The sequence below is a fragment of the Streptomyces sp. NPDC051684 genome (assembly GCF_044453445.1).
Taxonomy (GTDB): Bacteria; Actinomycetota; Actinomycetes; order Streptomycetales; family Streptomycetaceae; genus Streptomyces.
In genome coordinates, this window is the sequence record NZ_JBITCS010000004.1 from 192,838 (window position 1) to 209,422 (window position 16,585).

Genomic DNA, 16,585 nt, shown 5'->3' on the forward strand with positions numbered 1-16,585 from the left:
TCTCGTGTTCTTCTCAGGTGTCCCGTGCGGTCGGCGGGGTGCGGCCGCAGCGGGAGCTGGTGCGCTCGATGAGTTCGGGGATGCTCACCACGGTGTCGGCGGTGGCGTCGTCGGTGCCGTCGAGGATGGCGATGAGCCGGGTGGCGACGTCGGTGCCGAACGCGAACGCGTCGCGGCCCAGGGCGGTGAGCGGCGGCTCCATCGCGCCGGCGATGGGGGTGTCCTCCCAGACGACGACGCACACGTCGGCGGGTGTCGCCAGGCCGAGCCGGCGGATCTCGCCGACCCCGGCGACCGCGAGGATCTCGTTGTCGTACACGAGCGCGGTGGGCCGGTCGTCGGACGCCAGGAGCAGCCGGGTCGCCTTCGCGGCCGACGACGCGGAGAAGTCCGTGGACATCACCATGTGCCCGGACATCCCGTGTTCGCGGGCTCCGGTGTGGAAGGCGTCTACGCGGCGGGCGATGTGCAGCATCTCGCCCTCGCCGCAGACGTAGGCGATGGATTCGTGGCCCGTGTCGTGCAGGTGGGTGACGATCCGGCGCATCGGCTCGCGGTCGTCGATCGCGACGGCCGGCAGCCTGCGGCGCGGGTCGGGGCCGCCGGCGATCAGCGCGGGCAGGCCGAGGTCGGCGAGCGCGTCGGGTCGCGGGTCGTCGACGCGCAGGTCGACGAGGACGACGGCGTCGACCCGGCCCCCGACCTGCCACATCCGGTACGTCTCGATCTCCGCCTCGACGGAGTCGACGACCTGGAGCAGCAGCGCCTGCCGCCGTTCGCTGAGCACGCTCTGCAGGCCCGTCATGAACCGCAGGAAGAACGACTCGGAGCCGACGTCCCGCGCGCTGCGGGCGATGACCAGGCCGACCGTTCCCGACCTGGCGCCGGTGAGCACCTTGGCGGCGTGGTGCGGGACCCAGCCGTGTTCGTCGGCCACGGCGAGGATGCGCCGCCGCGTCTCGTCCGACACACCGGGCTTGCCGTTGAGCGCGAACGACGCCGCCGTCTCGGACACCCCGGCGAGCTTGGCGATGTCGCGCAGGGTCAGGCGACGCGGACGTGCGGGCATAGGGGGGGGCTCCGTTCCGGGTGACGAGGACAGGGGCCGGCCCGGGCGGCCCCCAACCGGCCCCCGGAGCACGCCCCTTGGGCCGGATCTCCTCGCGCCGCGACTTTAGCGCTTTAGTTCGGCACGGGGGAAGACCGCCGTCACGGCCGCCCGCCGAACTCCCAGTTGTGCACCTCGATGTCGGCGTACCGCCCCGGGGTCAGAACGGCGCGGGCGGCGTCCGCGTCCGGCGCCCGCAGGAGCGCCGCCGTACCCAGCCAGGTGGCGCCGTCGTCGGACAACAGCGGACCGTAGGCGATCAGTTCGTGTGCGCCACGGGGTACGTCCGGGGCGAGGTCGACGGCAGAACCTGCACCGAGGCCGAGCACGAGATACCGGTTGCCTCCGGTGCGGCCGCCGGGGAAGTCCCACATGGTGCGCCCCAGCACATTGCGCCAGCGCCTCAGCAGGACGTCCCGGTAGGCACCCGCCTGGTAGCCCGGCTCGTCGAAGGCGAACGCGCGGGCCGCCGCGGCGTCGGGAAGGTCGAGGATGTGCACGCTCCCGGTGAGGGTCTCGCCGTCGTCCAGGAACGTCGGGCCGCGCGCGATCATCTCCTTCGCGTACCCGTCCATGTAGGACCAGTGCCGCTCGACCAGTTCGTGTCGCAGCGCCAGTGAGTCCTTGCGGTCGCGGTGGTAGCAGAGGAATTCCATGCCCGCAGCATCTCCCCCGGGCGGCGGCTCCGTCCGTCGCTCGACCCTTTTACGCGGCCCGGAACACACATGGAAACGGCCGTTTCTGGAAAACCTTGCGCCTGAGTTCTCTCGGCACCATCCGAACGCGCCCGCCGGCGGCCGCACCGCGCCGCTCCAGGTCCACCGGAGAAAGCGAGAACGCACGTGCTCAGACGAAACCGCCGCACGACGCGGCGACTGTCGGCCGCCGGCGCGGCCGCACTCGCCCTCGCCGCCGTGGCCGCATGTTCCGGTTCCGACGGCGCTTCGTCCAAGGGCGCGGGCGGACCCCTGGTCTTCGGGATCACCGCGGACGCGACGCAGCTCCTGCCCTGGACCGCCACCGCCGTCCAGTCCCAGCAGGTCCTCGGCCAGGTCTACAGCTCGCTCCTCGACCAGGACGACGAGCTCGCCCCGGTCGCGGGGCTCGCCAAGCTGCCCGAGGTCTCGAAGGACGGCCGCACCTACACCTTCACGTTGAGGTCCGGCGTCACGTTCACCGACGGGTCCGCGCTCGACTCCGCCGACGTCAAGTACAGCCTGGAGAAGATCCTCGACCCGGGTATCAAGGCCGTGGCGCGCAGTTCGCTCGCCGCCGTGCGAAGGGTGGCCGCTCCCGACAAGACGCACGTCATCCTGTCGCTCAAGGCGCCGGACGCCTCGCTCGTCACCGCGCTGACCAGCGTCAACACGGTCGTCCTGCCGTCCGACAAGTCCCTGGCCGAGCTCAAGCGCAGGCCCGTCGGCTCCGGGCCCTACGCGTATCGGAGCCGCACCGCCAACCAGTCCATCACCTTGGCGCGCAACCCCGACTACTTCCGGGGCAGGCCGGGCCTGCGCTCCCTGGAGTTCCGCGTCATTCAGGACAAGAACTCGCTTGCGTCGGCACTGCGTTCCGGCACCGTCGACATGGCGATCTTCGACGACGCGGTCACCGCGAAGGCCGCGAAGTCGGACTCCGTCGCGATCCGCTCGGTCGACCAACTGGACTATCACGCGCTGCAATTGCGCGCCGACTCGGCCACCTTCCGCAAGCTCGACACACGGCTCGCCGTGCAGTGCGCCATCGACCGCAAGCAGGTGATCAAGACCGCCGCGCTCGGCCAGGGCAAGGTCGTGGGCCCCTTCACCTCGCCCGCCTTCGCCTCCGACCCCGACGCACGGCCCTGCCCGCAGCGCGACATCAAGGCCGCCAAGAAGCACCTCGCGGACTCGGGACAGCCCAAGGGCTTCGCGTTCACCGCGCTCGTCCCGCAGGGTCTGTACTCCACCGCCACCGACGAGGCGCAGAACATCCAGGCCCAACTCGGCGACGTCGGCATCAAGATGAAGATCGAGACGCTGGACTCCAGTGCCTACGTGGACCGTTGGCTCGCCGGGAAGTTCGACGCCGCGCTCGCCCTCAACGGTGCGGTGGCCGACCCCGCCCCCGCGTACGCCCGCTACTTCACCAGCGGCGGCAACTTCAACAAGGTCGCCGGTTACCGCTCCGCCGCCCTGGACAAGCTGTTCGCCCAGGGCATCGCGACCGACGAAACCGGCGCCCGCAAGCAGATCTACGCCAAGATCTCGCGGAACCTGGAGGACAACGCTGCCTGGATCTGGCTCTACAGCGGGCGCAGCCACATCGCCACGAACACGCGCGTGCACGGGTTCCGGCCGGTGATCGACGCGAGTCTGCAGAGCCTGTGGGAGACGAAGCTCGCATGACGGCATCCCTGCACATGTCGTCGCGGGGCGGTATCGGCCGCCTGGTCACGCACCCGGTCACGCGCCGCGTCGCCGAGGCGGTGCTCACCCTGGTCGGTGTGTCCGTGCTGACCTTCGTGGTGCTGCGGGTGCTGCCCGGCGACCAGATCACCGCCGCGTACGGCACCGACGCGGGCGACCTCACCGCCGCCCAGCGCGCCCAACTGCGCGCCTACTACGGCCTCGACCAGCCGCTCGCGGGGCAGTACCTGTCCTGGCTCGGCGGGATCCTCACCGGCAATCTGGGGTTCTCCGCGAACGCGGACCAGAGCGTCGCGCGACTGACCGCGCACGCCCTGCCCGTGACCCTCGAACTCGCGGTCCTCGCCATCGTGCTGGCCCTCGCCCTGGGCGTGTCCGGCGGCCTGCTCGCCGCCTCCCGGCCCGGTGCGCTGCGGGACGGCGCGACGCAGACGGCGAGCCTGCTCGCGCTGTCCGCGCCGGTCTTCCTCACGGGTACCGTCCTCGCGCGTGTGCTCGCCGACGCCTTCGGCTGGAACCCCAACGGCCAGACGTACGCACCCCTGACCGCGCACCCGTCCCTCAACCTCCAGCAGATGGTGCTGCCCGCGCTCGTGCTCGGCGTGAGCATCGCCTCGCCGATCGCGCAGACCACGCGGACGGCGATCCTCGACATCCGCGGCGAGGACTTCATCAACACGGCCCGCGCCAAAGGTGTGCCGGAACGGGCCCTCCAGGTGCGGCACGTGCTGCGCAACGCGCTGATCCCCGTCGTCACCATGAGCGGCCTGCAGTTCGGGTTCCTGCTGGGCGGGGCCGTCGTCGTCGAGCAGGTCTTCTCGCTGCCGGGCATCGGGCGGCAGGTGCTGCTCGGCATGGGGCAGAAGGAGTACGCGGTGGTGCAGAGCACGGTCCTGGTGATCGCGGTGCTGTTCGTGCTGGTCAACCTGGCGACGGATCTCGTGTACCGGCTGGTCGACCCGAGGGTGTGGTCACGTTGAGCGTCCTGCCCTCCCAGCGGCCCCGGCCGCTGGCTTCCGCCGCGCCGCCGGCCCGTCGGCACGTCCTCCTGCGGGGTCTTGTCCGCAGCCGTACCGGTCTCATCGGCGCCGTGCTCACCCTCGTCGTCGTGGTCACCGCCGCCGCGGGCCTGCTCGGCACGCTGCCGTACGACCCGGCCGCGCAGGACGTCTCCGCGGCGCTGACGGCGCCGAACGGTGAACACTGGCTGGGCACCGACCAGTTCGGGCGGGACGTGTTCTCGCGGGTCGCCGCGGGGCTCGGCAGTTCGCTGCTCGTGGCGGGCGGGGCGGTCGCCGTGTCCGGAGCCGTGGGGGTCGTCCTCGGCATCCTCGCCGGCTACTTCGGCGGGGTGCTCGACCGGGCCGTCGGGGTGCTGACCAATGTGTTGTTCGCGTTCCCGTCGCTGCTGCTCGCGCTCGCCCTGGCCGCGACGCTCGAGCGCACCCGGGCCACGGTCGCCCTCGCCATCGCGGTGGTGTACGCGCCGATCTTCGTACGGGTCGCGCGCGGTCCCGTGCTGACGCTGCGCGGCGCGGACTACGTCGTCGCCGCCACCGCCGTCGGGCAACGGCGCCTGGCCACGCTCTTCACCCACATCGTGCCCAACATGCGCGGCATCGTGCTCGTCCAGGTCACGCTCAGCCTTTCCTGGGCGGTCCTGACGGAGGCCTCGCTCAGCTTCCTCGGCTTCGGCACGCCGCCGCCCGCCGCGTCGCTCGGCGTGATGGTGTTCGACGCGCGCACGCTGTCCAGCGTCGCGCCGTGGCTGCTCGCCGGGCCGGGTGTCGCGCTCATCGTGGTCGTGTTCGGGCTGAACCTCCTCGGCGCGGGGCTGCGGGATGTACTGGACCCACGCACGGGAGGCCGCCGGTGACCACCCGCGCCACTGCCACTGACACTTCGGAAGAGAAGGGAGTTCGATGCGCGTACTCGGCATGATCTCCGGGACCTCGCACGACGGCATCGATGTCGCCGTCGTCGACTTCACGCAGGACGGCACGACGCTGCGCGGCCACCTCACCCATCACGGCTCGACCCCCTACGCGCCGCGACTGCGCGAGGATCTCGTGGCAGCGCTGCCGCCGCGTCGCATCACGGCGGCGGACGTCTGCGCCCTGGACACCCTCATCGGACAGGCCTTCGCGGAAGCGGCCCGCACCGCGCTCGCCCAGGCACCGGCCGACGCGGTGTGCAGCCACGGGCAGACCCTGTACCACTGGGTCGAGGGCAACACCGCCCGTGGCACGCTCCAGATCGGCCGGCCGGCCTGGATCGCGCAGGCCACCGGCCTACCGGTTGTCAGCGATCTGCGCACCGCCGACATCGCCGCGGGCGGCCAGGGCGCCCCGCTGGTCCCGCTGCTCGACCGGATGCTGCTCGCGCCCGACGTGGAGCGGGGTGCGCGCGCCGGCGCGCTCAACCTCGGCGGGATCGCCAACCTCACCGTCGCCGCCCCCGACCGCCCACCGGCGGCGTGGGACATCGGCCCCGCCAACGCCCTCATCGACGCCGTCGTGGCCGACTCCCCCGACACGGCCGACGTGTTCGACCGCGACGGCCTGCTCGCCGCGTCCGGGACGGTGGACGAGGCCCTGCTCGCCGAGCTGCTCACCGAGCCGTACTACGCGCTCGCGCCGCCCAAGAGCTGCGGCAAGGAACTCTTCGACGCGCTGTACGTGTCCGGGTACGCGGAGAAGGCGGCGGGCCGGTCCGGCTGTCCCCCGGTCACCGACCTGCACGACGTGGTCGCCACCCTCACCGCGCTCACCGCGGAGACCGTCGCGCGCACCGTGCGCGAGGCGCGTCTCGACGTGCTGTACGTGTCCGGGGGCGGGCTGCGCAATCCCGCGCTGATGGCGGCGCTCACGGACCGGCTCGACGGGCTCACGGTGCGGCCGAGCGATGCACTGGGGGTGCCGTCCGACGCGAAGGAGGCCCTCGCGTTCGCCCTCATCGGCTGGCACAGCCTGCACGGGCTGCCGGGGAACGTGGTGGCGTGCACGGGGGCCTCCGGCGAACGGGTGCTGGGTCAACTCACCTTCGGTGAGGCGGGCTTGATGTCGCCCGGCACGCCGTCGATGCGGCCCGAGCGGCTGGTGGTCACCGGCGGGACGGCATGAGCCTCGACCTGGCCGGGGCCGCCGCCGAGGTCCTCGACACCGGTGGCCCTGGCCGCCGCCCCGCCGGGGTGTGTCTGGGCGTGGCCACCCCCGCGACGGACATCGTGCTGGCCGCAGGGGGCTGGGCGCGGCTCCCTGACCGCGCGGCGCCAGGTGAGCCGATGACCACCGGGACGGTCTTCGATCTGGCGTCGGTGACGAAGGTCGCGGCCACGACGGCGGTGGTCATGCGGCTTGTGGCGGCGGGGCTGCTGGATCTGGACGCTCCCTACTTGAAGCCCCTGCGGCGATTGAGGAGCGGGGCCCGGGGCAGCGCCCCGCGACCGCCACACCGTCGCGGGCCGAGCATCATGGACGAGACCGGTGTCACCGCCGCCCAGCTGCTCGCCCACCGCTCCGGCTGCCCGCCCTGGTGGCCCCTGTACTGCCGGACCACGGACCGCGAGACAGCACTCGACCTGGCGGAACGGCTCCCGCCGCACACGCCGCCCGGCACCCGACGCGCGTACTCGGACGTGGGGTTCATGCTGCTCGGCCGGCTCGTCGAGCGGGTCACGGGCACGGACCTGGCCACGGCGTTCCGCCAGTGGGTGGCCGAGCCGCTCGCCCTGACCCGCACCCGTTACGGGCCCGTGCCGCCGGACACCGCCGCCGTGGGCAGCGACGGGGACCGGATCGAGGCGCGGATGGTGGAGACCGGCCACCCCTACCCCGTCCCCTGCACACCGGCCGACTTCACCGGCTGGCGCACCGCTCCCGTCCGTGGCGCGGCGGCCGACGGCAACGCCGCGCACGCCCTGGCGGGTGTCGCCGGGCACGCGGGCCTGTTCGCCCCGCTGGACGAGCTGCTGCGGCTGGCCTCGGCCCTCGTGCACGACGAGTCCTTCGTCCCGGCCGCCGTCCGTGCCCGCTTCCTCGCGGCGGCGGACCCTAGGGACCCCGAACAGGGCCTGGGCTTCCGCCGGTTCACGCTGGACACTCCGCACGGACCGGTCCCGATGGTCGGCCACGACGGCTTCACCGGAACTCATGTCGGGGTGGCCACCGACCGCCCCCTCGCCCTGGCCCTCGCGGCCACCCGTCTGCACGGCACGAGTACGGACCGGGCTGGCCTGGTGCCCGTGGACGAGCTGTCCGCCGCCGCACACCGCGGAACCGTGCGCGCCCTTGAGGAGGCAGGCGCCTTCCCGCCGCGCCGCACGCCCGGACACACCGAACCCGTGAGCCCCTCAGGACACACCCTGGAGTCACCATGACCGCCCCCGTTCCGGCCGAGGCCGACCCGCGCGACGGCGCCACCGCTCGTGGAGGTGCCACCGCACGCGGAGGTGCCACGCTGCGCATCCGTGGCCTGTCGGTGGCGTACGAGACCTCGGGCCGTGACGTCACCGCCGTGGACCGGGTCGATCTCGACCTCGCGGCGGGCGAGACGGTGGCGGTGGTCGGAGCCTCGGGCTCGGGCAAGTCTACGCTCGCCGCGAGCGTCAACCGGCTCCTCGCCGCCAACGGGCGGATCACACGCGGCTCGGTCCACCTCGACGACCTGGACCTCACCACCGCGTCCGCCAAGGTCCTGCGACAGGTGCGCGGGGCGCGGATCGGGATGGTTCCTCAGGACCCCATGACGAACCTCGACCCGGTCGCCACCATCGGCTCGCAGATCACCGAGGCGCTCCGGGTGCACGGCATCGCGCGGGGCGAGAAGGCGCGCGACGAGGCGGTGGCACTGCTGGAGCACGCGGGCATCGCGGACGCGGCGTCGCGCTTCTCCCAGTACCCGCACGAGTTCTCCGGCGGCATGCGCCAACGCGTGCTGATCGCCATGGCATTGGCCTGCCGCCCGGACGTCCTGATCGCCGACGAGCCGACGTCGGCGCTCGATGTCACGGTGCAGCGCCTGGTCCTGGACCAAATGGCGGCGCTCACCCGCGACCTGGGCACATCGGTGCTGCTCATCACGCACGACCTGGCCCTGGCGGCGGAACGCTCGGACCGGGTGGTCGTGATGCACGAGGGCCGCATCGTGGAGACGGGCCCGGCACGCGAGATCATCGCGGAGGCCCACCACCCCTACACCCGCCGACTGTTGTCGGCCGCGCCCGGCATCGCGCGCGTCAAGGTGACCCCGGCCCCCGGCGTGTACGCCCCGCGTCCCCTCCTCGAACTGCGCGGCGTCACCAAGGAGTACCGGCTGCGGGGTCGCCGCGAACCGCTGCGCGCCGTGGACGACCTCAGCCTCACGGTGCGGCCCGGCCGGACGGTCTCCCTGGTCGGCGAATCGGGCTCCGGCAAATCCACCACGGCCCGCATCGCCCTGCGCCTGGAGGACCAGGACGCCGGCACGACGCACTTCGAGGACACGGACGTCACCAGGAGCCACGGTCGCCGTCTCCTGCCGTTCCGCCGCGCGGTGCAGCCGGTGTTCCAGAACCCGTACGCCTCCCTCGACCCGCGCCACACCGTCGCCCGGATCGTCGCCGAGCCGCTGCGGGTGCACGGCATCGGCACCAGCCGCGCCGACCACCGCGCGCGGGCCGCCGACGTCCTCGACCAGGTGGCGCTGCCCTCGGCGTGCATGGACCGCTACCCCCACGAACTCTCCGGCGGCCAGCGGCAACGGGTGGCGATCGCCCGCGCCCTCGCGCTCGGCCCCCGCCTGATCGTGATGGACGAGGCCGTGTCCGCGCTCGACGTCCTGGTCCAGGACCAGATCCTCGACCTCATGGTGGAACTCCAACGCGACCTGGGCCTCGGCTACTTGTTCATCAGCCACGACCTGGACGTGGTCCGCCTTGTCTCCCACCACGTCCTGGTGATGCGCGAGGGCCGCGTGGTCGAGGAGGGCACCCCCACGGCGATCTTCGGCAACCCCCAACACCCGTATACCCGCGAACTCATCGCGGCGATCCCGGGCAAGGGGGCCCGCTGACCGCGTGTCGCCGAACTACTCGGTGAGCGAAGGCCCCATGTACTGCTCCGCAAAGGACCGTACGTACGCCGGGTCGTCGCGCAGCCGCTGCCATCGGGCGCGCCGCAGCCGTTCGCGGTAGGCGGTGTGCGGGGTGCCGGGCTCGTCGGTGTGCAGGAGTTCCAGCATGGTGTGGCTGAACTCCTGCACCTGCCACACGTCGGCCAGGCGCCGCCGGGAGTACGCGACCAGCACCGCTTCCAGGGGTTCCTCGCCCGCGAAGTGGTGCGGAAGGGCGGCGGCGAGGTCGGCCGCGTCGGCCACCGCGAGGTTCATGCCCTTGCCCCCGGAGGGCGGCACGATGTGCGCGGCGTCGCCGAGCAGCACCACCCGTCCGTGGTGCATGGGCTCCACGACCCTGGTGTGCATGTCGACGAAGGCCCGATCCAGGACCGGCCCTTCGTTGAGTGTCCAGTCCGGCAGGTCGATCCGCATGTGCAGCTCTTTCCAGATCCGTTCGTCCGGCCACTGCTCGACGGTGTCACCGGCGGGTATCTGGAGGTACATGCGCGTCACGTCGCGGGAGCGCAGCATGTGTCCCGCGAAGCCGTCGGGGTGCTGCGCGTACACGGTGTGCCCGGCGGACGGCGGCGCCTGGACGAGCACGCCCAGGAGGCGGGCGTCGTGCGGCACGTCGTACCGGGTGAAGGCCCCGTCCGGCAAGGCCGCACGGGTCGGCCCGTGCCACCCGTCGGCGCCTGCCACGAGGTCCGCGCGGACGACGGTGCCGTCCGCGCACACGACCCGCGGCGCCTCGTCCGCCACGACCTCGGCGACCGGGGCACCGAGCAGCAACGTGCCGCCCTCACCGACGTACGCGTCCAACAGATCGGCCACGACGTCCTGTTGGGGGTACACATAGCTGGGCGCGTCACCGCACCACGCCGCGTAGTCCACCGTGACCCGTTCGCCCTCGGCGTGTATCTCGCAGCGCGTGTGCGCGAGGCCCTCGGCGCGCAGCCGGGCGGACAGGCCGTGCCGGTCGAGCAGTTGGACCGTACGCCGCTCCAGGAACCCGGCGCGCGAACGTGCCAGCAGTTGCTCCCGGGTGAACTTGTCGACCACCACGCAGTCGATGCCACGCCGTCGCAACAACACACCGAGCATCAGCCCCGCGGGGCCGGCTCCGACGACGACCACACTCGTGTCGACCGTACGCACCAGATCTCACTCCCTCCGCGGGGCCGGGAGGGGGGTGCCGACCCCGTCGTCGGCGCACGTTACGGGAGCGATCCGGTGGGGTGTGCGGCAGGTCCCTCCTGGTCACACGCCCGCCACGACCCCGCACCCACACGTGCGCCCCAGGTGCAGCCGGTGCGGCAGGATCCGCTCCTGGCGGGGCAGTGTCGGGTGCTGGATGCGGCGCATCAGCATGCCGAACGCGGCGGCGGCCATCTCCTCGTGGGGCTGGACGATGGTGGTGAGGTTGATCAGGCCCGCCGTGTAGTGGGGCGTGCCGTCGCAGCCGGTGACCGCTATGTCCTCGGGTATCCGGAGGCCGTGCTCCACGGCGAACTCCATGACGCCGATGGCCATTTCGTCGCTGCCGCACACCACCGCCCGGGGCGGTGTGTCGAGGGCGAAGAGGCGTTGGGCGGCGCGGCGGCCGCCGTTGTTGTCCAGTTCCGTGCTGATCTTGCGCGCGCCGCTGATCCGCACGCCGTGCCGGCCCGCCGTGCGCACGAAGGCCTCCTCCCGGACCGAGGAGGCGGAGGAGAAGCGCGGCCCGACGACCGTGGCCACCTCCGTGTGGCCGTGCCCCAGGACGTGCGCCATGAGTTCCGCGGCGGCGGTGGCGTCGTCGACCCCGGCGAAGTCGCCCTCCAGGAACAGCGAGCGCCGCGACAGATAGACGTACGGGATGCGGGCCGCCCGCAGGGTGCGCAGTGCGCTCGCGTCCTCGCGGAAGGCGGCCGAGAGGATCACCCCGTCGACCTCCCGGTTCACCAGGGTCGCGGTGATGTGGTCCAGCGCGGGCCGCTGGTCCTGCGTGGTGGCGATGAAGACCTGGTAGCCCGCCGCGGCGCCCGCGGAGATGATCGCTTGGGCGAAGCGCGGATACGTCGGGTTGACGATGTTCGGCTGCACCAGGGCGATCACCCGGCTGCGGCCGGGGTCGACGACCTCGCCCCTGCGGGGTGTGAAGCCGAGCTCACGGGCGACCGCGAGCACATGTGTCCGGGTCTCGGCGGACACCCCTGCCTTGCCGTTCATCACGTACGAGACGGTGGCGGTGGAGACCCCGGCGGCCCGGGCCACCGCGGCGGCGGACACCCGGGCGGACCGCCGGGCCCGCGTGACCTGCCGTGGCTGCACTGTCTCCACTGATCGCTCTCCCCTGCTGAGTGCCGGCCGGCCTCTGGCGCGCCGCCGACCTGTCGCGTGAACGTACGGAGATCCGGGCCGCCCGGCAACGGCCGTCCACCAGCTGAACGTTGCTTAACGTTCACGGCCGCGCCTAGCTTCACCGCACCGACGCAGCCGCGTCCCCTCTGTCGACGAAGACGAAGGTCCCTCCCATGACGACTGACGCGACCGCCACCACGGCGCTGCGCTCCCCGGCCGAGCTGAACAGGGTGGTCCTGCGACACCTGATGCCGCTGCTCGTCGCCGCCTACGTGATCAGCTTCCTGGACCGGACGAACATCGGGATCGCCAAGGAGCGCCTGGAGATCGACCTCGGGATCTCGGCCACGGCGTACGGGATCGGCGCGGGCCTGTTCTTCATCACGTACGCGCTCGTGGAGATCCCCTCCAATCTGGTCCTGCACCGGGTCGGCGCGCGTTTCTGGATCACCCGCATCATGGTCACGTGGGGGCTGATATCCGCGGGCATGGCCTTCGTGCAGGGCGAGTGGTCGTTCTACGCGATGCGGTTGCTGCTCGGCGCCGCGGAGGCGGGCCTGTTCCCCGGTGTCATGTACTTCCTCACCCAGTGGTTCACCCGGGCCGACCGGGCCAGGGCGAACGGGATCTTCCTGCTCGGCGTGTGCACCGCGAGCGTCGTAGGACCGCCGGTCGGCGGGCTGCTGCTCGGGCTCGACGGGCTCGGAGGGCTGCACGGGTGGCAGTGGATGTTCCTCGTCGAGGGGCTGCCCGCCTGCGTGTTCGCGCTGGCGGTGTGGAAGCTGCTGCCCGACCGTCCCGAGAAGGCGACGTTCCTGACCCGGGCCGAGGCCCTCGGCCTCCAGGCGCGCATCGCCGCCGAGGAGGAGGCGGGCGCCGCGGTCTCTGGCACGCACCGCATGGGCCAGGTCTGGCGGAACCCGCAGATCCTGCTGGTCGTCGGCGTCTACCTCGCCGAGCAGATCGCCGTGTACGCGATGTCGTACTTCCTGCCGTCGATCATCGGCACGTACGGGACGCTGTCCCCGGTCCAGATCGGGCTGCTGACCGCGATCCCCTGGCTGTTCGCGGGCCTCGGCGCGTATCTGGTGCCGCTGCGCGCCACGAACGGCACCACCTCCCGGCGCCTGGTGAACATCACGGCCGCGGGCATCGCCGTCGGCTTCGCGCTCGGCGCGCTGTCCGGGCCCGTCGTGGGCCTCCTGGGCTTCTGTCTCGGCGCGTTCTCCTGCTTCGCGATGCAGGCGATCCTGTTCACCTTCCCGGCGTCGCGGCTGAGCGGGGCGGCGCTGGCCGGCGGGCTCGCGTTCGTCAACACCATCGGCCTGTTCGGCGGGTTCATCGGCCCGTACGTGATGGGGGCCATGGAGGACCTGACCGGCGACAAGCTGTCCGGCCTGTGGTTCGTGGTGGCGGTCGCCGCCGTCGGCACGGTCCTGTCGCTGTTCCTGCGGCGCGGCGACGATGCCACCGCCCGCTGACAACCGGCGCGCACATCACCACACTTGAGGAGAGAACTCGTGGAAATCAACGGCAAGCGTGTCCTCGTCACGGCGGGCGCCGCCGGCATCGGCCGCGCCATCGCCGACCGGTTCGCGGCGCTCGGCGCCCGGGTCCTCGTGACCGACGTGGCCGAGCCGGCCGTCCGGTCCGCCCGGGAGGCGGGGCTGAACGCCCACGTGTCCGACGCCTCCGACGAGGCGCAGGTGCGCACGCTGATGGACACCGTGGAGCGCGACCTCGGCGGCCTGGACGTCCTGGTGAACAACGCGGGCATCGCGGGCCCCACCGGCCCGGTGGAGAGCGTGGACGCGGCCGACTGGACCAGGACGTTCGACGTCAACATCCACAGCCAGTTCTACTGCGTGAAGCACGCCCTGCCGCTGCTGCGCCGGGGCACCGATCCGGCGATCGTGAATCTGTCGTCGGCGGCCGGGCGGCTCGGCATGGCCGGGCGCAGCGCGTACTCGGCCTCGAAGTGGGCGGTCGTGGGCTTCACCAAGACCCTCGCGATCGAGCTGGGTCCCGAGGGCATCCGGACGAACGCGATCTGTCCGGGCGCGGTGGACGGCCCCCGCATCCGCGCCGTCATCGAGGCGAAGGCCCGGATGCTGGACCGTCCGGTGGCCGAGGTCGAGGCGCTCTACAACGACCAGTCGTCGATGCGCCGCATGGTCACCGCCGACGACATCGCCGACATGGCGGTCTTCCTGGCGGGCCCGGCGGCGCGCAGCGTCAACGGCCAGGCGATGCCGGTCGACGGCAACACGGAAAAGCTCTACTAGGCGCTCCCGGAAGGACCCCCGCATGTCCAGCGCACACTCCCGTTCCGCCCGCAAGGTCGTCATCACCTGCGCGGTGACCGGAGGCATTCACACCCCGTCGATGTCGGAGCACCTTCCGGCCTCGCCCGGCGAGATCGCCGAGGCCGCCCTGGGCGCCGCCGAGGCCGGGGCGGCGATCGTCCACCTCCACACCCGCGATCCGAAGGACGGCCGCCCCTCGCAGGACCCGGAGCACTTCGCGCCGATCCTCACCGAGGTGAGCGCGCACTCCGACGCCGTCATCAACATCACCACCGGCGGCTCCCCGCACATGAGCGTCGAGGAGCGCATGCGCCCGGCAACGGAGTTCCGGCCCGAACTGGCCTCCCTCAACATGGGCTCGATGAACTTCGGGCTCTACCCGATGCTCGACCGCTTCAAGGAGTTCGCGCACGACTGGGAGCGCGAGCACCTGGAGCGCAGCCGTGACCTGGTCTTCAAGAACACCTTCGCGGACATCGAGAGGATCCTCGGGATCGGCGCCGAGAACGGCACCCGCTTCGAGTTCGAGTGCTACGACATCTCGCACCTGAACAACCTGGCGCACTTCCAGGCCCGTGGTCTCGCGGACGGGCCGCTGTTCGTCCAGTCGGTCTTCGGTCTCCTCGGCGGGATCGGCGCGCACCCGGAGGACCTCGCGCACATGCGGCGCACCGCGGACCGGCTCCTCGGCGACAGTTACGAGTGGTCGATCCTGGGCGCGGGCCGTCACCAGATCCCGCTGGCCACCATCGGCGCCGCCCAGGGCTCGCACGTACGGGTGGGTCTGGAGGACTCGTTGTGGCTCGGGCCGGGCGAACTGGCCAGGACCAATGCCGAGCAGGTGTCCCGGATCCGTACCGTCCTCGAGGCCCTGAATCTGGAGGTCGCCACGCCCGACGAGGCCCGCGAGATCCTCGGTCTGAAGGGGCGGGACAAGGTCGGCTTCTGAGCGCTGCCGCGCACACCTGTGCGGCCGTGTCGGGGATCACAGGGCGGTGCGGGCGGCCCGCGGAATGTGTGTGCGGGCAGGGCGGTTGGCACCGGCGCGATCACACCTCGCGCCCTGCCCATCAGTACCCATGCATTTCAGATACCCATGCACTTCAGAGGAGCCCCCGTGGCCGACCCCACGTCCCGCGCCGCCGAGATACTCTCCCGCCCCGTCGCGCTGAACGGCCTGACCGTCCCGAACCGCATCGCGATGGCGCCGATGACCCGCATGTTCTCGCCGAACGGCATTCCCGGTGAGGATGTGCGCTCGTACTACGCGCGGCGGGCCGCCGCGGGCGTGGGCCTGATCATCACCGAGGGCACGTACGTGGGCCACGACTCGGCGGGCGACAGCGACCGGGTGCCGCGGTTCCACGGTGAGGAGCAGCTGGCCGGCTGGGCGAAGGTCGCCGAGGACGTGCACGCGGCGGGCGGCACCATCGTTCCGCAGCTGTGGCACATCGGCATGGTGCGCAAGGCGGGGCAGCCGCCCTTCGCCGACGCCGAGCCTGTCGGCCCCTCCGGCATCCGCGTCGACGGCACCGAGAACGCGGGCCGGGCGATGACGCAGGGCGACCTGGACGATGTCATCGGCGCCTTCGCGCAGGCCGCCGCGGACGCGGAGCGGATCGGTCTGGACGGCGTCGAGGTGCACGGCGCGCACGGCTACCTGCTCGACCAGTTCCTGTGGTCGGGCACGAACCGTCGCGGCGACGCCTATGGCGGTGACGCCGTGGCGCGTACGAAGTTCGCCGCGGAGATCGTGGCCGCGATCCGCGAGCGCGTCTCCGCCGAGTTCCCGGTCATCTTCCGGTACTCGCAGTGGAAGCAGGAGGCGTACGACGCCCGGCTCGCCGAGACCCCGGAGGAGCTGGACGCGATCCTGGCGCCGCTCGCGGCGGCCGGTGTCGACGCCTTCCACGCCTCCACGCGCCGTTACTGGAACGCGGAGTTCGACGGTTCGGACCTGAACCTGGCGGGCTGGACGAAGAAGCTCACCGGCAAGCCGACCATCACCGTCGGCTCCGTTGGCCTCGACGGCGACTTCATCCGCGCGTTCGCGGGCGAGGGCTCCGCCGTCAAGGGCATCGACGACCTCCTCGACAGCCTGGAGCGCGACGAGTTCGACATGGTGGCCATCGGCCGCGCCCTGCTCCAGGACCCGCAGTGGGCGGCGAAGGTTCTCGCGGGACGCTTCGACGAGCTGAAGCCGTACGACGCGGCGGCGCTCAAGACGCTGAGCTAGGGCTTGTCGTTTGGATCAGGCCGGGCTCGCGGGGCCTGATCCAAACGACAAGCCCTAGACCGGGGCGTCGAGAAGGGGCGTGGGCCCCCCC

The 16,585-nt window shown here is 72.1% G+C and carries 14 protein-coding genes; 10 read left to right on the forward strand and 4 right to left on the reverse strand.

Annotated features, from left to right (window positions below; all coding sequences use genetic code 11):
* Window positions 1–13: 13 nt before the first annotated feature.
* The gene (locus ACIA8D_RS06840; protein WP_399229393.1) at window positions 14–1,069 is read right to left on the reverse strand and encodes a LacI family DNA-binding transcriptional regulator; all 1,056 of its coding nucleotides are present in this window, start codon (window positions 1,067–1,069) and stop codon (window positions 14–16) included.
* A 140-nt stretch (window positions 1,070–1,209) separates the two neighbouring features.
* Complete coding sequence (locus tag ACIA8D_RS06845) at window positions 1,210–1,764, reverse strand: YciI family protein (RefSeq protein ID WP_399229396.1); 555 nt, start codon at window positions 1,762–1,764, stop codon at window positions 1,210–1,212.
* A 186-nt stretch (window positions 1,765–1,950) separates the two neighbouring features.
* Between ACIA8D_RS06845 and ACIA8D_RS06850 the strand changes: the two genes are divergently transcribed.
* From ACIA8D_RS06850 to ACIA8D_RS06875, 6 genes are read left to right on the forward strand one after another with little or no spacing between them, the layout of a single operon-like run.
* Window positions 1,951–3,495 (forward strand): ABC transporter substrate-binding protein, encoded by a 1,545-nt coding sequence (locus ACIA8D_RS06850; RefSeq protein ID WP_399229398.1) that lies wholly within the window; start codon window positions 1,951–1,953, stop codon window positions 3,493–3,495.
* Window positions 3,492–4,496 carry an ABC transporter permease gene (locus tag ACIA8D_RS06855; protein WP_399229400.1) on the forward strand — a complete coding sequence of 335 codons (1,005 nt, stop codon included), beginning with the start codon at window positions 3,492–3,494 and terminating at the stop codon, window positions 4,494–4,496. Before ACIA8D_RS06850 ends, ACIA8D_RS06855 begins: the two co-directional genes overlap by 4 nt.
* Complete coding sequence (locus tag ACIA8D_RS06860) at window positions 4,493–5,392, forward strand: ABC transporter permease (RefSeq protein ID WP_399229402.1); 900 nt, start codon at window positions 4,493–4,495, stop codon at window positions 5,390–5,392. The genes ACIA8D_RS06855 and ACIA8D_RS06860 overlap by 4 nt, the downstream gene beginning before the upstream one ends.
* Before the next feature lie 46 nt (window positions 5,393–5,438).
* The gene (locus ACIA8D_RS06865) at window positions 5,439–6,638 is read left to right on the forward strand and encodes an anhydro-N-acetylmuramic acid kinase (protein ID WP_399229404.1); all 1,200 of its coding nucleotides are present in this window, start codon (window positions 5,439–5,441) and stop codon (window positions 6,636–6,638) included.
* Window positions 6,635–7,894, forward strand: coding sequence for a serine hydrolase domain-containing protein (locus tag ACIA8D_RS06870; RefSeq protein ID WP_399229406.1), 1,260 nt, complete (start codon window positions 6,635–6,637; stop codon window positions 7,892–7,894). The genes ACIA8D_RS06865 and ACIA8D_RS06870 overlap by 4 nt, the downstream gene beginning before the upstream one ends.
* Complete coding sequence (locus tag ACIA8D_RS06875) at window positions 7,891–9,567, forward strand: dipeptide ABC transporter ATP-binding protein (RefSeq protein ID WP_399229408.1); 1,677 nt, start codon at window positions 7,891–7,893, stop codon at window positions 9,565–9,567. Before ACIA8D_RS06870 ends, ACIA8D_RS06875 begins: the two co-directional genes overlap by 4 nt.
* Before the next feature lie 15 nt (window positions 9,568–9,582).
* Here the strand turns inward: ACIA8D_RS06875 and ACIA8D_RS06880 are convergent, their stop codons facing one another.
* Window positions 9,583–10,767 carry a 4-hydroxybenzoate 3-monooxygenase gene (locus ACIA8D_RS06880; RefSeq protein ID WP_399229410.1) on the reverse strand — a complete coding sequence of 395 codons (1,185 nt, stop codon included), beginning with the start codon at window positions 10,765–10,767 and terminating at the stop codon, window positions 9,583–9,585.
* A gap of 102 nt (window positions 10,768–10,869) precedes the next feature.
* On the reverse strand, window positions 10,870–11,931 hold the full coding sequence (locus ACIA8D_RS06885) for a LacI family DNA-binding transcriptional regulator (protein WP_399229412.1): 1,062 nt from the start codon (window positions 11,929–11,931) through the stop codon (window positions 10,870–10,872).
* Window positions 11,932–12,125: 194 nt separating this feature from the next.
* On the opposite strand from ACIA8D_RS06885, the gene ACIA8D_RS06890 reads away from it, so the two are divergent.
* The 4 genes from ACIA8D_RS06890 (at window position 12,126) to ACIA8D_RS06905 (ending at window position 16,494) form a co-directional block, all read left to right on the forward strand.
* Complete coding sequence (locus ACIA8D_RS06890; RefSeq protein WP_399229414.1) at window positions 12,126–13,433, forward strand: MFS transporter; 1,308 nt, start codon at window positions 12,126–12,128, stop codon at window positions 13,431–13,433.
* A 39-nt stretch (window positions 13,434–13,472) separates the two neighbouring features.
* Entirely contained in the window at window positions 13,473–14,237 is a 765-nt protein-coding gene (locus ACIA8D_RS06895) for an SDR family oxidoreductase (RefSeq protein ID WP_399229416.1), read from the forward strand.
* A gap of 22 nt (window positions 14,238–14,259) precedes the next feature.
* On the forward strand, window positions 14,260–15,207 hold the full coding sequence (locus ACIA8D_RS06900) for a 3-keto-5-aminohexanoate cleavage protein (protein WP_399229418.1): 948 nt from the start codon (window positions 14,260–14,262) through the stop codon (window positions 15,205–15,207).
* Window positions 15,208–15,354: 147 nt separating this feature from the next.
* Window positions 15,355–16,494, forward strand: a complete 1,140-nt coding sequence (locus ACIA8D_RS06905) for an NADH:flavin oxidoreductase (protein ID WP_399229420.1) — start codon at window positions 15,355–15,357, stop codon at window positions 16,492–16,494.
* The last annotated feature ends 91 nt before the right edge of the window (window positions 16,495–16,585 follow it).